Here is a 16,823-nt window from a genome sequence, read left to right as displayed (position 1 = left end):
CCCTAGCCATCTTCGCGCGGTTCCGTCTCATTTTCTTTTGGCGCGACTGCTGCACTTTTGTGTCGGCGCGAGTGACGAATTCCGGATAATCTGAAGTGTGCACACGCTTCAGCTCCATGTTCTCGCTCACGATGTCAAGTACACGGCGGTAGTCCTCGCCAGTTTGCGATTGCTGGCGTAGCCGGTTAAAAATCGGGAACGCCGCGAGTGAGCCGCTCGCGACCCGCGTCCGTCAGAACGAAAGAACTAGCCCCATCTCTACTCTCGACAAACCCGCACTGCGCGAGGATGACGAGTGCCTGGCGAAGGCGGTTTCGGGCTGCACCGAGTCCCACGCCCGGGAACACGCCTTTGGTTGTGACCTGCTCCAAGCCGTCTTCACCGATGGTGAAGATAAACCGGTTATTTGCGTCGCGGCGCGCCGTTCGCTCCCGCACGACGTTGAAATGCAGCAGCACGACGTAGAACTGGATGATGTGGGCAAAGAAAGCAGCTGGCCGGTCATCCTCAAAATCCGAGAGGACGCCGCGCAGGACCGCGAGCGGCAGTCGGTCGTTTCGCAGGTCAATCTGTTCCACGTGAGGATTGGAAACGAGCTGCCGCGCCTCCACGGCGCAGAACACGAGCGACCGATAGGCCTCTACCAGCGCCTCCACGGCGCAGAACACGAGCGACCGATAGGCCTCTACCAGCGCCTCCCTTTCTTCCTCCGTTTCCTTGTCAAAGTTGGAGACCTTCAGCAGCCTCTCCAACTGCATGTCGACCCGAAGTTCGGGAACGGCGACGGAAGCCGCGTAGAAGGTCTCTGCGGTGGCTCCGCGAAGCATATCCAGATGCGCGACATAGCTTCTGACATCGCTGCGGAATTTGTCCGGCAGCGCGGACTCCATTCTTTCCCCGAGCTGCTCAGCGCACATCGCAATGTCGCGTCGGGGCAATTCCAGCCGCGTCGCGTCATAAATCCAGACCGCCACGTTTCGCGAAAGAGTGTCGAGCGATAGCCGGATGAGTTCGTGCAGCAGCAGGTTCATCCACCAGCCCTGGAACTCCTCGAGACCCTGAAGGTTGACGGGGACCCCTTGGAGGGTCGTCCCGCGAGCCATGGTGGTCCTCAATGCTTCAACATCGACCCCCAAGGTTCCCGGGTCTCGCATCGCCTGTTCCGCCTCGAGCGCTCTCAGAAGCAGCGTGACGCCGTTGCACCGGTATTGGACCCGGCTACCTGTGACGTCATCCTTCGTCACAGGGTAATAAGCGCTCGCGAAAACCCGTCGCTCTCCTGGCGAGGGAGTCCGTACATCGAGCAGGTCGCCCATTTCCTGAACCTCTTCGAAACGCGTAGTAACCTTGTTCAGGTCGGCGAGCCAGTCGTACCACATTGAACCGCGAATGACCTTGTCATACTCGTCTGCCAGTTTCCTCCCGGCCGCGGTGAGCCTGTAGGTGTCACGGACTTCAGGATGTCGCTCCAGAAATCGGAGCCCTCCGGTGAGGCTAGGTTCGTACTGCAGCTCATAGAGAAACTGGACGCCAAGGTCAGTAATCTTGGCGCCAGGGTCGTCGGCAAGAATCCTCGCCACTTTTGCTGTCGCAATTTCGGTGAAACTCAGCGTTCTCCGGCTGTTGTCGGTAGGAAAGTCCCGGTTTGCACCCGCCATTCCGACAACATTCTGCCTGTTGTACCAGGTCAGCAGAAGCTGGATTTTTTCAAGCCCGGTCTTCGAGAGCGCGAGCATGTCCACACCAGGAATCTCCGCCGCTGTCTCTTCAATGCGCCCGACCATCCAGCAGATAGCCGAATAGATGCGAACGTGGGCAACCACGTTATTGATGCCAGGAAATATAGAACGGTAGAACATTTCAATGAGCGCGCCCGTGCCCAGCGGGTCGGCCGCATCCATGTCCGGCACTGCGGGGACATATGTTGGGTTGGTGAGCATGTCGGTTACCCCTTGTAGCGGCCGGCGAGGCCTTTCTTTGCCAGCTCTGCTTTGTTGAGACCCGTAAAGAGAGCGCGCTGGCAGCCCGGGCACAGTGCAGCACGCAGCGCGAGCAGGTCGGTGATGTCCCGGGGTTTGAGCGCCACGTAGCAGCAGGGGCAGGCTTTCGACAGCGCATGTACGTTGCCAAACACCTTGTCCGCCGAGCGCCGGTGCTGCTTCACAGCTCCGAATACCTTTTCGAACTCGCGAGGAATCAACGGCTTTTCGGTCGGCCCGCTGACAATGACGGCGATGAGCTCTTCGAGCTTCTGAGTGAGGGTTTCGCACATGGCGATGACGTGCGCGCACGAGGCGATTTCGGCATGGCTCTCGACCGGAATCCGCCGCAACCACCGGGAATGCAGCGCGATGAGTGCGAGCTGCTCGATTTCTTCGGCGGGTACCGCTCGGCCTGCGAGCCGCTGCAATGCCTCGTTGACTGCTTCGAGCGACGAATCCTGATGGTAATGCGCGGCGCAGCAGGCCATCGCACAGAAAAATGGCAGCAGCTTCGCGCGGTTTTGCGCGCTGTAATCGAACTTCGAGTAACGGTTCAGCCATCCATCGACGACCAGCAGCTCCGAGGGCACATTCGGGTCTGCCTTGCGCGGACGACCCAGCCCTGCGAGCGCACGTTTCAGGACCGAGCCGCCGGTCAACTCGACAATCATCGGCACAAGCGCCGATTTTGCGTCGACTTCCAGGCCGTTCGGAAGCTTGGCGATGAAGTTTTGGAAAATCGTCTCCTGAGCTTCCTTGGCGCGCGCGTCGGCGTCCCCGCCTTCTTCGTCCTCGTCGTCATCGGAATACTCATCCTTTGTCGTTTCGAGGAGCTTCAGTCGACGACCACGATTCAGCGCGGCGTCCCTCGGCTTGCGGCCGGGCACATCGTTGCCGCCTCCTACCGATGCATCCGGCTCATCGTCTTCTAGGTCCGAATTCAGCCATGCCAGAGCGGCTTCCAGTGAAACGTGTGTCACGGCAGCGGAAGCGCCGAGCGGCTCCAGGTCCTCAAACGACCGGCGCCACGCATCGTACGTCAACGCTGGCTGGGGGTGAGCGGACTCGCGCGGCTGTCCTCCACTACCACCTGTGCCGGAGGGCGCGACCGGTTCCGGTGGTTGCCTTCGAGCCTTGACAGACTGCACCCACTCCAGCACCGCATTGAAGTCGTCGATACTGAACTCGCCGTCACGCATCCGGCGCGCCGCGCGCAGCAGAGTGCGTTCCGCGTCAGACGCTGCGAGCGACACCTCGACGTTGAGCCAACCGGAGACCCGCAGCTTCTCTCCCGTCAGAATGACGCGCAGGGCGTGCCTGTAGTCGACATTGTCTGGCACCAGCACGCTGAACTCGCCATTTTCGTTGAGCGCAACATCCGGAACTGATTTCAGGCAGACTTCTCCACCCCGGACTTCAAGGGTGACGCGCATCTCGCCCGGAGCTGGATAGACGGCTCCCCTGATACGCTGCGACGCCAGCCAGGTCGCCTGCACCGATGCGCCAGCCGTCTGCGCCACCGAGCGGAAATCGCATGGCTTGTATTCGATGGGCTGCACGGCTTCCCAGGTGAAGGGCGTCTGGTCCAGGAGGCGAACGAGCGATACCTCCACATTCGTCGTGCTCTCAAGGCTCTGCGAGGTTGCGTTTACCGACCCAGTCATAACAAGCGCGCTGTCGCGCCCCTGCAGCTCGAAGCACTTGGCATGCGGGAACCGCTCGGCGGCCTCGGTCCCGGCGGCGACAAATTCGACGGCACGGTTGAAGCGCATGCTGGCCTTGTCGAATGGAGCGCGCAGATTTCGGCCGATGCCCACCCGGATATTCGCTGCACCAACAACGTCGGCGAGGCTCTGTACGGGCTGTCCCGACGGCGAATGGTATGGCGACAGAATCGTGAGCGTCGAGGGCACGGCAACGCGGTCGGCGAGGACGGCAAACTGGTCCGCAGCTGGGTTGCGCAGCGAGTGAACGAGCCAAGTGCGGCGCGCCGCCTCGTCGATGGCGCCGGCGGCAATTCGATGCTGCCGCGCGCGGTGCGCGTACGCCAACAGAATGGCCTTGTTTTCCGGCGCGAAGCCCAAGCGGGACACCAGGTCTTCAATGAAGTCCGCAAACTCGCCGAAAACAGCCGGCTCCTGGTAGGATGCAACCGCGTCAACGACTTCCAGGTTCTTCCCGAACCCGCCGAGCGTCAGGTTGCCGCTCGACACGACGAGGTGGTCGTGAGTGTCGCCCATCATGTAGACGAGTTTCGGGTGAAAGACCGCCTTGCCCGGCATCAGCACCGGAATGACGCGGAACTCGATGCCAGCGGCAAGACAAGTCGCTTCGTCAGTGGACTTGCGCTCCTCGCGCGAGTCGACAAGCACGTCAATCTGCTCGCAGCCGGTTTTTCGAAGAGCCGGAAGGATGATTGTCTCGAACCACGAGATGCTGAACGTGTAGGTAGTGAACAGCGCGTGACGTGGGCGTCCCTCGCTAATAAGTGACAACAGATTCCTTTGCATGGCAAACATCTTCCCCGAGCACGACTACCTACTCTTTATTATCGGGAAGACGGATGTACTTTCGTCTTCCCGTTCCCTTGTCACAAGCGACGCTTCGTTTTAAATTTTTTTCAATTGGTCGAAACTGATTTCGCGCTGTTCGATGATGACCTCGCAACTGGCCGACAGTTGGAGCGTGCCTCTAGCTCGTGCGTGATGAACTCTCCATCGACGGTTATCGCACCACTTTAAGTGCTGTTAATGCGACAGCTGCATCGGATGCAACGGTATCTCCGGCCAAAAGCTTTCTCATGTGATGGCATAGTACCGCCACTGCCAATAAAACGGCGAGGAAGTATTGCAACTCTCAAAAATCTTTTTGTTTCGCGATTTGCGCTTGCAGGTATGTCGCTAGATAGAATAACGGCGCGCCTCAAAAGACTCAGCGCGCACAGTTCTTAAGTTATGTTCGCAGGCATGGTCTCGCGGCGCAAGCGCTCCAACCCCGTGAGCCGCCTGTTTTACTTTCCTACGTTCGACCGTTCTCCCTAGCGTACGTCTCTGTTTTTGTGAATGCCCCTTGGTGAAGTTGAGCCCCGCCTTATCCTAAGCGAGGCCTTCAGACACGTTCCAAAGCATCGTGAGATGCCCCTCGGAGCCAGCGTCGCCCGTCAGCCGTTCGCCTCAGGGCGCTAACTTCGCCACCCTGTCCGGTATCTCAAGGCTATCCCACAGTACCGGCTTTCCCGCGACCGCTGCCGTTGATGTCCGACCAGTCGCGCGGCTGCACCGCGGAACGGGCAGTAGTATGTATACCGCGCAACAGGGGTGATGATTTCGCATGGGACGCGCTGCGCGCAGAAATCTGGCCGCGCGCAAGGGAGACTTGCCTGCAAAAAAATTTCAGGCGGACTGGCGGGGACCTGCGCGAAGATGAACTTCACAAAGTTTGCTGCGCTATAGCGCAGCTGGCGAGTTCCAGAGTGATTATCCGCACACTCCCTGGCCGGCCCTACCACAGTTTCCGTAAACTAGCTCGTTGCGACACAAAGGCTTGGCACACTTTCACCGATTTAATCCAGCTCGCCCCGTTCTCCCAATGCCACTAAAGTGTCGACCACGTGACGCACCTTAGGTCGTAGATGAGCGACCTTCGGCCAGACGGCATGCACGTCTATCAGTTCGCTCGATATATCTTCGAGAACTGACAACAACATGCCCGACTCCAGATGAGGTCGCAGGAGTGACATTGGCATCTGGCAAAGTCCCAAACCCGCGAGAGCGGCTTCAACAATCGAGTCACCGTCGCTGATTTGATGGGTCGCAGGCGGCGAAATCCGGGTGGACACGCCCTCAACGTTCACTCGCCACGAAAGCGGCTGGCCACGGCGGTAGCCGAGAATGCATGAATGCTTCTTCAAGTCTTCAAGCGTGCTCGGAGTGCCGTGCCGCGCAAGATAGTCAGGCGATGCCGCAATCACCATGCGTTGGCTAGTCAGGCGGCGAGCGACGAGACCGCTTGAGCTTTCGAGCTCGCCGAAGCGGACGACAAGGTCAACACCTTCTTCAATCGGGTCAATCAGATGGTCGGAGAAAGTCATCGTGAACTGCAGGTCAGGATGCTTCCGTGCAATGTCCAGCAGGATTGGAACAAGTATCCGTCGCCCAAAGGCTGCGGGCATGTCAATCCGCAAGCGACCTACAGGCCGCTGGAGGCTCGGCCCGAGAGCGGTTTCCGCTGTGGAGATTTCGTCGAGGGCAGAGGCGCAGGCAGCAAAATATGCTTCGCCGTCGGCCGTAAGCGAGATGCTTCTGGTGGTGCGATGGAATAGTTGCGCGCCAAGCCGGTCTTCCAGTTTTGCGATTGCCTTCCCAACGGCAGACTTGGTCAGCCCAAGTTCTTCGGCTGCGTCGGTGAAGCTGCGCGACTTCGCGGCGGTGACGAAAATCAGAATCCCGCTGAATGTGTCGACCTGCGCCATGCTCTGCCCCAATGAAGAGTTCTGCTCTCCATTTAGGGCAGAAACGTCTGCACTGTCAACCTGGAGTCTAACCGCTCGCCTCCGGAAGGTGTAGCGACTAGATTTTGACGGCGCAGCCTTTGTTGGCGGCGTCGATGGCGCAGTTCGCGATTCGCAGAGCGCGAATCCCATCCCGAGGCGTTGCAGGCATCGGGCCGTCCGCGTCGAGCGCCGTCAGGAAGCGGTCAAGCTCTACCTTGTACGAATCCGCATGTCGCTCGAGGAAGAAGTTGAGCAGCGGCTCACGTGCCTCTGTTGCGTCGCTCGTCCAGCGGCGTAGGCTGGACGGTCGATGGTTGTCATTCAGCACCATTCCCTTCGAACCGAAGACTTCGACACGTTGGTCGAAGCCATAAACCGCGTGGCGCGAACCGTTGATATGACATTGCTTGCCGGACGCCGTGCGCAACAACACCATCACGCTGTCGTAGTCCGGAAGCTCTTCCAGACCCGGGTCGACCAGCCGGCTTCCCATCGCCATCACTTCTACAGGCTCCTCGCCGAGCAACCAGCGAGCAGTATCGAAATCGTGGATGGTCATGTCACGGAAGATTCCGCCCGAGTGCCGAAGATACTCGCGTGGTGCGAGGCCCGGGTCGCGACTCGTGATGACGACCTGGCGAACATCGCCGACTTCACCCTCTTCGATGGCCTGCCTGAGCCGCATCGCGTCCGGGTCGAAACGTCGATTGAAGGCCAGCATCACGCGACCGTTGAGACGCTCGATTTCCTCGACCGCGGCGAGCGCACGGTCCATGTCGAGGTCGATGGGCTTCTCACAGAGTACTGGCTTGCCCAGCCGCACCGCCTGCAACGTCAGGTCGACATGTGTGTCCGTTGGCGTGCCGACGACGATGGCATCGACGTCTTCCCGGTCAACCACTGATTTGCAATCAACAGATGCGTCGCAACTGAGCTCTGCTGCGAGCGCCTCGACCGCTTCCTTGTTGGGGTCCGCCACCGCGACGAGCTTCACTCGTCGGTCGGCGGCGACATTGGCCGCGTGAATCTTTCCGATGCGTCCGGCGCCGAGAACAGCGATACGCAACATCTTAGTCTCCTATATTCCGTCGGCGCATTCAGGCACGCCGACTATTCCCTCTTGATTCGGCAAGCGTCAGTACGGTTTTCGTCGGCCGACACTCGTTTTTTGCATGCCCTGAGGCGAAACGTCCCACTTGCTCTCACTCTGTTCAGCAGTCGGAACCTCGGAAATCTGTCGGCTGAGCCGCAGAATGTCATCCAGACCAAACTCCTGGACTTCGGGTACTCGGTCTCCGCGCGCTTTCGCGGCGGCCGTCGCGATGCGGAGCGCGTTTGAGCGCTCACGCATTAACAGTTCGAGTGCTTCGACGAGAAAAGCTCGCTCTCTCTGCGACACCTTCGCGCCAATCACCTGGCCGTATGCAGACATACGCTGGTCCTCAGAACAATGTGGCCGTTAAAGACATCCCTACGCGCTCTATCAGCTCGAGCTGTCGCCCTCTTTGGAAACAGAGTGGGCAACCAAGGCCCGACTACCTTCAAATCAGACTGCGGATACTGCCGCCGTCGACACCCCAGACCGCAGAGGTGACGAACGATGCGAGGTCGGAGGCCATGAAAATAATCACGTTGGCCACTTCGTCGGGTTGGCCCAAGCGCTTCAGCGGCAGCTGGCGCAGGGACAACTCGTGCTCGACCGCGTCTTTTGGAGCCATGCCATGAAACTTCCCCATCGTGTCGGCAAATCCGCCGTCTTTCGTCCAGAACGGCGTCCAGACTGGGCCCGGCGCAACTGCGTTCACACGAATCTTGGGAGCTTCGGCTCGCGCGAGACCCTTTGTCAAAGCGAGCACCGCTGCCTTGGATGCGGAGTAGTCAATCGGAACAGGTTCAGGCTGGCGAGCCAGGTCCGACGCGTTGTTGATAATCACGGCCTTCTCACGAGTACGCAGCACCGGCAGGAGGTATCGGCACGTGCGGACGTAGCTCATGAAATTTAGATTCATCGTGAAGTCCCATTCCTCGTCCGAAAGTTCCTCGAACGTGCGGACCTTCCCAGCGCCAACGTTGTTGACGAGGATGTCCACTTGGCCGTTATGTGACTTCAGGGCCGCGTCAACACCGCTTTTGACACCATCGGCCGTGCACAAATCTGCCTGGGCAATCGTGACGTTAGCGCCAAGCGAGCGCAGTTCCGACTCGGTTTCTTTGAGCGCATTCGCATCGATGTCGATGAGGCAAAGACGTGCGCCTTCACGTGCGAAGCCCAACGCTGTCGCGCGTCCGATGCCTTGCGCGCCGCCCGTGATGAGCACAATCTTTCCTTCGAGTCCTGTCTCCATGATGTCTCCGTCTGATGTTCTGTACTTTTGCAAGCGCGCGAGAAATCGACGATGTCTTCCCTTCTTTGAAGTCGTCTGTTTTTCGAGGACGAGCGCGACCCGCACCTCGCGGTGGCGAGGCAGCAATTAAAAGACGCAGTGATGCGTCGGAGTTAGCGGTTATCGACCCGCTTGATGAATGGCCTGATGTCGACCGTGTCCCAAATTCCTGCCTTGCTGAACGGGTCTGCTTCTACGAACCTCTCGATTTCTTCGATACCATCTGCTTCGTAGAGAAAGAAGCTGCCAACCATCGTCTGGTTATCTGACTTCGTCAGCGGGCCAGAGATGAGTGTCTTTATGGGTGCCGTTTGCAGATAGGCCTTGTGCGCGTCATAGTTTTCAAGCCGGCGCTCGACCATGTTCGGGTGGTCAAGACAGTAGACAGTGAAGTTCATTTTCGTCTCCTTGCTTCGATTCAGGCGTTCGAACACGTTTCCTTTCTTGCGCGCTTCAACTCGTCACCACGCGCGGTGCGACGCCATCAAAGGCATCCTGCAAAAGCCCAAGTAGCGCTTCACGTTCAATTTGACGCGGATTCCAGTAGGGATTCGAGCTGGCTATATCGGCGGCCTTCGTTACGTCCTCGGCCGACATGCCGATGTCCTTGAGAGCCAGAGGTGCGCCGCAGCGCTTTGCAAGTTCATAGACACCCAACGCAGCGTCGTCCGAGCCAAGCGCGCGAGCAATGCGATGCATCGCTTCCGGTGCGGCCTGCCGGTTGTAAGCGAGCGCATGCGGCAGGACAATGGTGTGCGTCTGCGCATGCGCAAGGTTGAAGCTTCCGCCTAGCGTGTGACACAATTTGTGGTGAAGCGCCATACCGACGCTGCCAAGGACCGTTCCGCAGAGCCACGCGCCGTACTGGGCGTCGGAACGGGCTTCGACGTTCTGAGAATCGGCGACGATTGCTGGCAATGCACGAGCGAGAGCAGCGATGCCTTCTTCGGCCATCAAGCTCGTAACAGGGTTTGCATCGCGCGAATACAAAGCTTCGGCAGCGTGTGCGATTGCGTTGATGCCGCTCGTGACCGACAGCATGACCGGAAGGGACACCGTCAGGTCCGCATCGTAAATGACTGTCTTTGGCAGCACGCGCAGGTCCGTACCTGTCTTCTTTAGGCCAGCATCGGTGATGCCATAGATAGGCGTCATTTCGCTGCCCGCATAAGTCGTCGGGACTGCGAGAATCGGCAGGTCTGACTCGAGGGCGATGGCCTTCCCCAGACCTATCGTCGAGCCACCTCCCACAGCTATCGCACAGTCGGCCTTCAGTTCCCTCGCAAGGGCGCGAGCTTCCTTGGCCAACTCGAGTGGCACGTGCATGACCGCCCGGTCGAAAACAGCAACGGCACGCGACCCAAGGCGCGCAGCGACGGCTTCGCCCGTCTCCTTCTGCTCCGGGCTACACAGAATGAGTGCTCGCTCGGAATTCAGCTGAAGCACTTCGCGCTCAAGGTGCTGCAAACTGCCCGGGCCAAACACAACCCGGCCGGCACGTGCCTGATAAACAAACTCACGCTTTTGCATGAAGTAACTCCGCTGTACGCCCGAAACTTAGACCAGCGTCGGCGTGGTAGTCGACCTGGAACCGTTCGGTACGCAGGTCACCGAGTTCATTCCGCACGCGCAGATGTTCGGGATGAGACGCATATGCTTCCAACGCTTCCTGAGAGTCGAACTCGGTGACGAGAACTGCATCACAAGCGTAAGCGACCTGGCTGTCATCAAGTCCTACCTCGAGGTGCCGCATCCCTGGGATGCGGCCACGCAGACCCTCGAAACTGGTCTTGACGAGGTTAGAGGCGGCTAGGCGCTCCGCGGGCGTGTCACCACGGACTCGCCACATCACGATATGTCGAATCATGCGTGAACCTCCGAAGGGTTAAGCACGAAGTCGTATTCAAGCGAATACCACGGGACCGTCATTTCCCGGCCATCCGGCGCCACGCCCGGCTCGTGGCGCTTCCATTCGGAAATCAGCGATGAGCGAACCCCGAACACGACGTCCGAATCGAGATACTGGTCCCCATCACGAAACACATGTGTGATGAGCGTTTGGTAACCCGGCGCTTCAATCATGAAGTGCAGATGAGCAGGCCGCCACGGATGCCGACCGGTAGCCGCCAACATGCGACCAACGGGCCCATCGTGCGGGATGGGATACGCTTCGGCGAGAATCGAGCGGAAGTTGAAAAAACCTTCGGCGTCGGCCTTCAATCGACCGCGGGCGCGGTGGATGGCGTTACCTGCCTCATCTACGTTCTGGACATCGTAAAACCCATCTTCATCCGATTGCCAAACGTCAATCTGCGCATTCGCAATGCTTTCGCCACCTGCGCCGCGAACCTGCCCCTTCACATAGCAGGGCGCACCCTTCGCACCGTTCGAGATGTCGTCGCCGTTGCTATAGAGGGGCGCTCCCTCCACATAGAATGGCCCGAAGACGGTTGCTTCCGTGCAATTCGACGGCTTCCGGTTGTTCTGCGACATGACCAACATCGAAAGGCCCAGCGTGTCGGACAGCAGGATGAACTCCTGCCGTTTGTCATCGGTGATGTGACCTACCTCCGTCAGAAACTTGATTGCCTTGAACCACTCGTCCTCGGTGAGACTAACGTCGCGGGCAAAGGCATGGAGATGTTGAACGAGGCTCGTCATGAGCGTCCTCAATCTCGCGTCCGTGCAGTCTGCGAATGAGGCGATGGCGGCTTGAGTAATGGTGTCTTCGTTGATGTTGCGCATCGTGCGTGTCTCCGTTGTGCGCTCAGGCGTCTGAGAACGAAAGGTAAAGGGTCATCCGGGTAAATAAAATGCCTCGAAGTGAAATGACATTTCCACCCTCCGGAAGAATCGGTCTGCCGGCCGCAACCCAAGCCTCGCGGCAGGCGAAACTGCTAGCGCTCGGCTTTTGATTGTAGAAATTGATTCTACAAATCGACCACCTGAAGTCGGTTTATCAATCCTTCCTTCTACGGCATATTTGGTCCCGAAGGCGTGGAAGAATCTCTTCAGATTTTTCCAGCAGGACTCAATGAGGTAGATGATGGACCGCTGGACGCAACTGCAGTTGTTCGTGCTCACTGCCGATTTGGGCAGCCTGTCGAAGGCCGCGGAGCAGCTCGAGATGTCAAACGCCGCCGCCAGCCGTACCCTGAGTTCGTTGGAAGAGCGCCTCGGCGCGAGATTGATAGAACGGACGACGCGGCGCATGTGGCTCACTGACGCCGGTCATGAATATCATCGTCGCTGCACCGCAGTTATCTCTGAACTGTCCGAGGCTGACTCGATTGCTTCCGAAGAGGCGGTCAGCCCGAAGGGCGTTCTTCGCGTGACGAGTTCCGTATCATTCGCAATGATGCACATCGCTCCGGCGCTTCCCGAGTTCCTCAAGCGCTATCCCAACCTGTCGGTGCAAATCGTCGCGGCGAATCAGTACCAGAACTTCATCGAAGCCGGGATAGACATCGCCATTCGCACCAAGGAGCACGAGGGAGACTCGGGCATCACCATTCGTCGTCTTGCTGAGACCCGGCGAGTGTTGGCCGCGTCACCAGCTTACCTCGCGGCTCACGGTCGTCCTCAGAACCCGGAGGACCTGGAGCAGCACAACATGCTCGTCTACAACCTCGCCGTTGACCCGTGTCTGCTTCACCTGCGTCGCGGAAAGGAAGAACGCAATATCGCCATCACCAGTGCCCTGGACTCAAACGAAGGCCAGGTCATCGTGGCGGCCGGACGTGCGGGACTCGGCATTGTCGTGCAGCCCCTTTACATCATCCACGATGACATCGTGTCGGGGCGCCTCGTTCCAGTGCTCGAAGACTGGCAACTACCACGTCTGACCATCAACCTGGCTTATCAAAGCAGGCGTTACCAGCCGGCGAAAATTAGAGTTTTCACTGACTTCCTTATTGAACGCGTGAAGAATCTCAATCTCGAGGAACGCTGGATAACCTTTGCGACTTGAAGCAGGCCGGGACCTCGGGGCTTCGCCGCCCCGGCGCCCATTAACGTGTACCGATTTTTCCGCCTGGTGGAAATATGATTTCGGCATCAGGCATGTTTCCCGATAGAAGGCGGCCATACCCTATAAAAACAAAATCCCGCTCAGGGGACCGAAGCCAATGATGCCCAGGAGACACCTTTGAACTACCCAATCTTTCTCGCCTCGCCACCGAGCGCTCCCTCTGCACCCCTTCGCTCATAGTCGGCCGGGTAGCAAATCCACAGCGCACGCTTTTGTTGCGGAAGACCATTTCGGTCTTGTCCGTTTGGTGACCTGTTGTCTTCATTTTGAGGATAGAGATGAAAGCCGTCCGATTCCATGGCAAGCACGACCTTCGCATTGACGACGTCGAAGAACCCGGCGACCTCCAGTCCGACCAGGTCCTCGTACGTCCCACTTTCTGCGGCATTTGTGGCACGGACCTCCACGAGTACGACCACGGACCTACCTGGACCTCCGCAGAATCGAACCCGTACAGCGGCGCGGCGCTTCCACAAATTCTCGGACACGAGTTCTCCGGCGAGGTACTCGCGGTCGGCAACGCCGTGACGAACGTCTCACCGGGTGACCGGGTTTCCATTCAACCGCAGATTGGGCCTCGCGAAGACTATTTCGGACGCCGCAATCTGCCTTTCCTTGGCCCTAATGCCTCAGTCGTAGGTCTGAGTTGGCCATGGGGTGGCATGGCAGAAAAAGCCATTATCCAGGAATCGAACGCAATCGTGCTGCCACCGGACATCACGGACCAGCAAGGCGCACTTGTCGAGCCCGCTGCCGTGGGTGTGCACGCGGTCGACCGTTCAGGCATCAAGCCTGGGGATAGCATCCTCATCACCGGAGGGGGGACCATCGGCGCGATGGTGGCCCTGGCTGCGCGGGCGTCCGGGGTGACGAACATCTTCGTAAGCGAGCCGAATGCAAACCGTCGCGAACGGTTACAGCGCATGGACATCGGGGTAACCGTTCTCGACCCTCTGTCCACCGACATCACATCCCAAGTTCGCGGCATGACTTTCGAAGGCATTGGCGTGGATGCGGCCGTTGAATGTTCAGGCAACGGCCGGGCATTCAATACCTGCATCGACGCGGTCCGCGCGCAAGGCGTGGTCGTTCAAGTCGGACTGATGCCGGGAAAGATTGAAGCCGACCCGTTCCGTTGGACCGTCAAGGACCTCACCATCAGGGGCTCGCTGAACTACCCCCTAACCATCTGGCCGCGCATTTTCTCGATGATGCGTGGCGGACTCTTTCCGGTCGAGAAAGTCGTCGATGCAGAAGTCGATATGCACGATGTCAAAGAGCGAGGGTTTGACGCATTGCTCGCGCCCGGAAGCGCAAAGCTGAAGATTCTCGTCAGCATTAACAGCTGACAGAAGCATCAGTACTCAAAGCAATCACATAAGACTTATTACTGAAGGAGACAAACATGAAGGCATTTATCGCAGGCGTTGCAGTTATCGCCACAGTGTTGGTTTCACCGAACGTGTCAGCGGCGCCGACCATGACAATCCCCGTCATCGTGAAGAACACGAGCGTGCCGTTCTGGCAAGCCGTCTTCGCTGGTGCATGCACGGCCGGAAAGAAATATGGCGTCACGGTGCCCAGACTCGGCGCAAGCAGCGAGGCAGACATGTCCGGCCAAATCGGCATTTTCGAGAACGCTGTCTCGGGAAAGCCGGCGGCCGTCGTGATTACCCCGGTCTCCGCTGAGGCGCTCGGACCGGCTATCGACGAAGCCGCGACAAAGGTTCCGGTCGTCGTCGCTGACACGCCTTCGAACTCGAAGAAAGTTGCCGCGACTGTGATGACGGACAACGTCGCTGCCGGTCGCCTGGGCGCGGACACCATCGCGCAGGAGATTCAGAAGAAGTACGGCAAAGCCGAAGGCCAGGTTGCGATTCTCCAGTTCCTGCCAGGTGTGAAGTCCGTTCAGGACCGTGTTGACGGTTTCAAGGACGAAATGGCCAAGAAGTACCCGGGCATTAAGGTGGTCACGACCCGTATCGGCGACGGGTCCGTAACCGGTTCTCTCAACACCACGCTTGACGTGCTTTCGACGTTTCCGCAGCTTCGTGGGATTTTTGGCGACACCTTTTACAGTGGGCTCGGGGTCGGCCAAGGTATCGCAGAGACGCATGCGAAAGACCGTGTGATGGGGGTCACCGTCGACTCGACCGATGAACTCGTCAAGCTGGTTCGCAGCGGCGACATGAAGGCGATGATTGTGCAAGACCCATTCCAGATGGGCTACTTATCCATTGAGGCTGCGGTCAGGAAGGTCAAGGGCGAAAAAGTCAACACCTTCATTGACACCGGAGCCCACGTCATACGCACCGCCGACCTCGACACACCCGAAGGAAAGCGTCTGCTCAATCCGGACCTCAGCTGCCGGTGAAGACCCGGCAACGATAACAGGGAGAAGCGCCATGAACGAACCTCTGTTCACGCTACGCGGATTGAGCAAGGTCTATCCAGGTACAACCGCACTGAAGTCGATAGACCTCGAGCTCCGCAAAGGCGAAGTCCATGCAATCGTAGGTGAGAACGGGGCTGGAAAGTCGACGCTCATCAAGATACTCACGGGCGCCGTGCAGAAGACCACGGGGTCGCTCGTGTGGGAAGGCACGCCGGTCGAGTTCGACGGTCCGTTGGATGCGTTGAAGCTTGGCATCGCTGCGATTCATCAAGAGGTAGTTCTTTGCCCGCATTTAAGCGTTGCCGCAAATCTCTACCTCGGCCATGAAGAGACAAAACTCGGCATGATGCGCCGGCGCAAGATGCTCGTCGACGGTCGTGCCTTGCTCAAACGCGTCGGCTTCGACATCGACGCGTCGCGACGGCTTGGTGATTTGACGATAGGACAGCAGCAGCTTGTGGCGACTGCTCGAGCTGCTGCGGGCGATGCGCGACTCATCATCTTCGATGAGCCGACTGCCTACCTGACGCGAAGCGAGACCGACCAGTTGTTCAAGCTTGTTCGAGAACTGAATGGGCGCGGCGTGACGGTGGTGTATATCAGCCATCGCATGGAGGAGATTCTCGAGCTTGCGGACCGCGCCAGCGTGATGCGCGACGGCAGCCTCATCTCGACGCATCAGGTGAAAGGTGTGGATGCGGCGCCACTCTCGGCTCGGCTAGTCAAAGACATGGTCGCGCGCGAGTTGGCAGACGTTCACTTCAAGGCGAAGGTTCCTATCGGCGAAGAACTCATCAAAGTCGAAGGGCTATCGGGGAAAGGATTCGAAGACATATCCCTGACAGTGCGCCGCGGCGAAATCGTCGGGCTCTACGGGCTGATTGGCTCCGGTCGGAGCGAGTTTGTCGAGACTGTCTTCGGCCGTCGAAACCAAACAGCCGGCGCGGTCAAGTGGCGCGGAGAGTCGTTGCGTATCAGGTCTGAGCGAGATGCGGTCAAGGCAGGCATCGCGCTGCTGCCCGAGAGCCGCCGGGACCAAGGGCTATGTCTCAATCTGTCGGTTCGATTGAATCTCAATCTGGCCAGTTATGCGTCGATTTCACTCGGCGGTCTGCTCCGTCGAGGTGACGAACGCAAGAACGCCAGCGACCAGGTCAAGGCGCTCTCTATCCGCACACCTGGCACTGAAGTCAACGCGTCGTCGCTTTCCGGAGGCAACCAACAGAAGGTCGTGCTCGGCAAGTGGCTGATTCCGGGCGCCGACCTCTTCATCGTGGACGAGCCGACCGTCGGAGTCGACGTCGGGGCCAAGAGCGAAATCTACAAGCTCTTTGCAAAGCTGCTAGAGGGTGGGGCCGGAATCATCCTGATTTCGTCCTATCTGCCCGAGGTCTACGACCTCGCGGACATGCTGCACGTTTTCCGCAAGGGAAAGATGGCGGCCAGCGCTCCTCCTAGCTCAACTTCCCACGAAGCGATTCTCGCGGCCGCAATCGGCGCGTGATGGCTTCACAACCAAATCTCTGGATTCACTCGAGGA

Annotated in this window: 14 protein-coding genes; 4 read left to right on the top strand and 10 right to left on the bottom strand. The window is 58.8% G+C overall.

All coding sequences use genetic code 11. The features are described from left to right. Positions 1-185: 185 nt before the first annotated feature. The 10 genes from OKW28_RS41895 to OKW28_RS41850 all read right to left on the bottom strand — a co-directional run bounded on the left by OKW28_RS41895 (position 186) and on the right by OKW28_RS41850 (position 11,603). The gene (locus OKW28_RS41895; RefSeq protein ID WP_429454172.1) at positions 186-1,940 is read right to left on the bottom strand and encodes a hypothetical protein; all 1,755 of its coding nucleotides are present in this window, start codon (positions 1,938-1,940) and stop codon (positions 186-188) included. Positions 1,941-1,945: 5 nt separating this feature from the next. Then, positions 1,946-4,492, bottom strand: coding sequence for a hypothetical protein (locus OKW28_RS41890; RefSeq protein ID WP_429454170.1), 2,547 nt, complete (start codon positions 4,490-4,492; stop codon positions 1,946-1,948). Positions 4,493-5,544: 1,052 nt separating this feature from the next. After that, entirely contained in the window at positions 5,545-6,453 is a 909-nt protein-coding gene (locus OKW28_RS41885) for a LysR family transcriptional regulator (protein ID WP_429454168.1), read from the bottom strand. 97 nt (positions 6,454-6,550) lie between these two features. Next, entirely contained in the window at positions 6,551-7,543 is a 993-nt protein-coding gene (gene iolG / locus OKW28_RS41880; protein ID WP_429454166.1) for an inositol 2-dehydrogenase, read from the bottom strand. Positions 7,544-7,609: 66 nt separating this feature from the next. After that, the gene (locus OKW28_RS41875) at positions 7,610-7,906 is read right to left on the bottom strand and encodes a hypothetical protein (RefSeq protein ID WP_429454164.1); all 297 of its coding nucleotides are present in this window, start codon (positions 7,904-7,906) and stop codon (positions 7,610-7,612) included. A gap of 109 nt (positions 7,907-8,015) precedes the next feature. After that, positions 8,016-8,819: an SDR family NAD(P)-dependent oxidoreductase gene (locus OKW28_RS41870; RefSeq protein ID WP_429454161.1), complete on the bottom strand. Its 804-nt coding sequence runs from the start codon at positions 8,817-8,819 to the stop codon at positions 8,016-8,018. Between the two features lie 152 nt (positions 8,820-8,971). Then, the gene (locus tag OKW28_RS41865; RefSeq protein WP_429454159.1) at positions 8,972-9,256 is read right to left on the bottom strand and encodes a YciI family protein; all 285 of its coding nucleotides are present in this window, start codon (positions 9,254-9,256) and stop codon (positions 8,972-8,974) included. Positions 9,257-9,311: 55 nt separating this feature from the next. Then, complete coding sequence (locus OKW28_RS41860; RefSeq protein ID WP_429454157.1) at positions 9,312-10,388, bottom strand: maleylacetate reductase; 1,077 nt, start codon at positions 10,386-10,388, stop codon at positions 9,312-9,314. Further along, positions 10,375-10,725, bottom strand: coding sequence for a Dabb family protein (locus OKW28_RS41855; protein WP_429454155.1), 351 nt, complete (start codon positions 10,723-10,725; stop codon positions 10,375-10,377). Before OKW28_RS41855 ends, OKW28_RS41860 begins: the two co-directional genes overlap by 14 nt. After that, on the bottom strand, positions 10,722-11,603 hold the full coding sequence (locus OKW28_RS41850; protein WP_429454153.1) for an intradiol ring-cleavage dioxygenase: 882 nt from the start codon (positions 11,601-11,603) through the stop codon (positions 10,722-10,724). Before OKW28_RS41850 ends, OKW28_RS41855 begins: the two co-directional genes overlap by 4 nt. 301 nt (positions 11,604-11,904) lie before the next feature. Here OKW28_RS41850 and OKW28_RS41845 point away from each other — a divergent pair, with 301 nt between their 5' ends. From OKW28_RS41845 to OKW28_RS41830, 4 genes are all read left to right on the top strand, one after another. After that, positions 11,905-12,828 carry a LysR family transcriptional regulator gene (locus tag OKW28_RS41845; protein ID WP_429454634.1) on the top strand — a complete coding sequence of 308 codons (924 nt, stop codon included), beginning with the start codon at positions 11,905-11,907 and terminating at the stop codon, positions 12,826-12,828. A gap of 338 nt (positions 12,829-13,166) precedes the next feature. Continuing rightward, positions 13,167-14,237, top strand: a complete 1,071-nt coding sequence (locus tag OKW28_RS41840; RefSeq protein ID WP_429454151.1) for a zinc-binding dehydrogenase — start codon at positions 13,167-13,169, stop codon at positions 14,235-14,237. A 56-nt stretch (positions 14,238-14,293) separates the two neighbouring features. Beyond that, the gene (locus tag OKW28_RS41835; protein WP_429454149.1) at positions 14,294-15,262 is read left to right on the top strand and encodes an ABC transporter substrate-binding protein; all 969 of its coding nucleotides are present in this window, start codon (positions 14,294-14,296) and stop codon (positions 15,260-15,262) included. A 31-nt stretch (positions 15,263-15,293) separates the two neighbouring features. Continuing rightward, entirely contained in the window at positions 15,294-16,787 is a 1,494-nt protein-coding gene (locus OKW28_RS41830; protein WP_429454147.1) for a sugar ABC transporter ATP-binding protein, read from the top strand. Positions 16,788-16,823 lie beyond the last annotated feature (36 nt).

This window comes from Paraburkholderia sp. 40 (assembly GCF_050434105.1).
Classification (GTDB): Bacteria; Pseudomonadota; Gammaproteobacteria; order Burkholderiales; family Burkholderiaceae; genus Paraburkholderia; species Paraburkholderia tuberum.
This window is presented reverse-complemented; position numbering and strand designations above follow the sequence as displayed.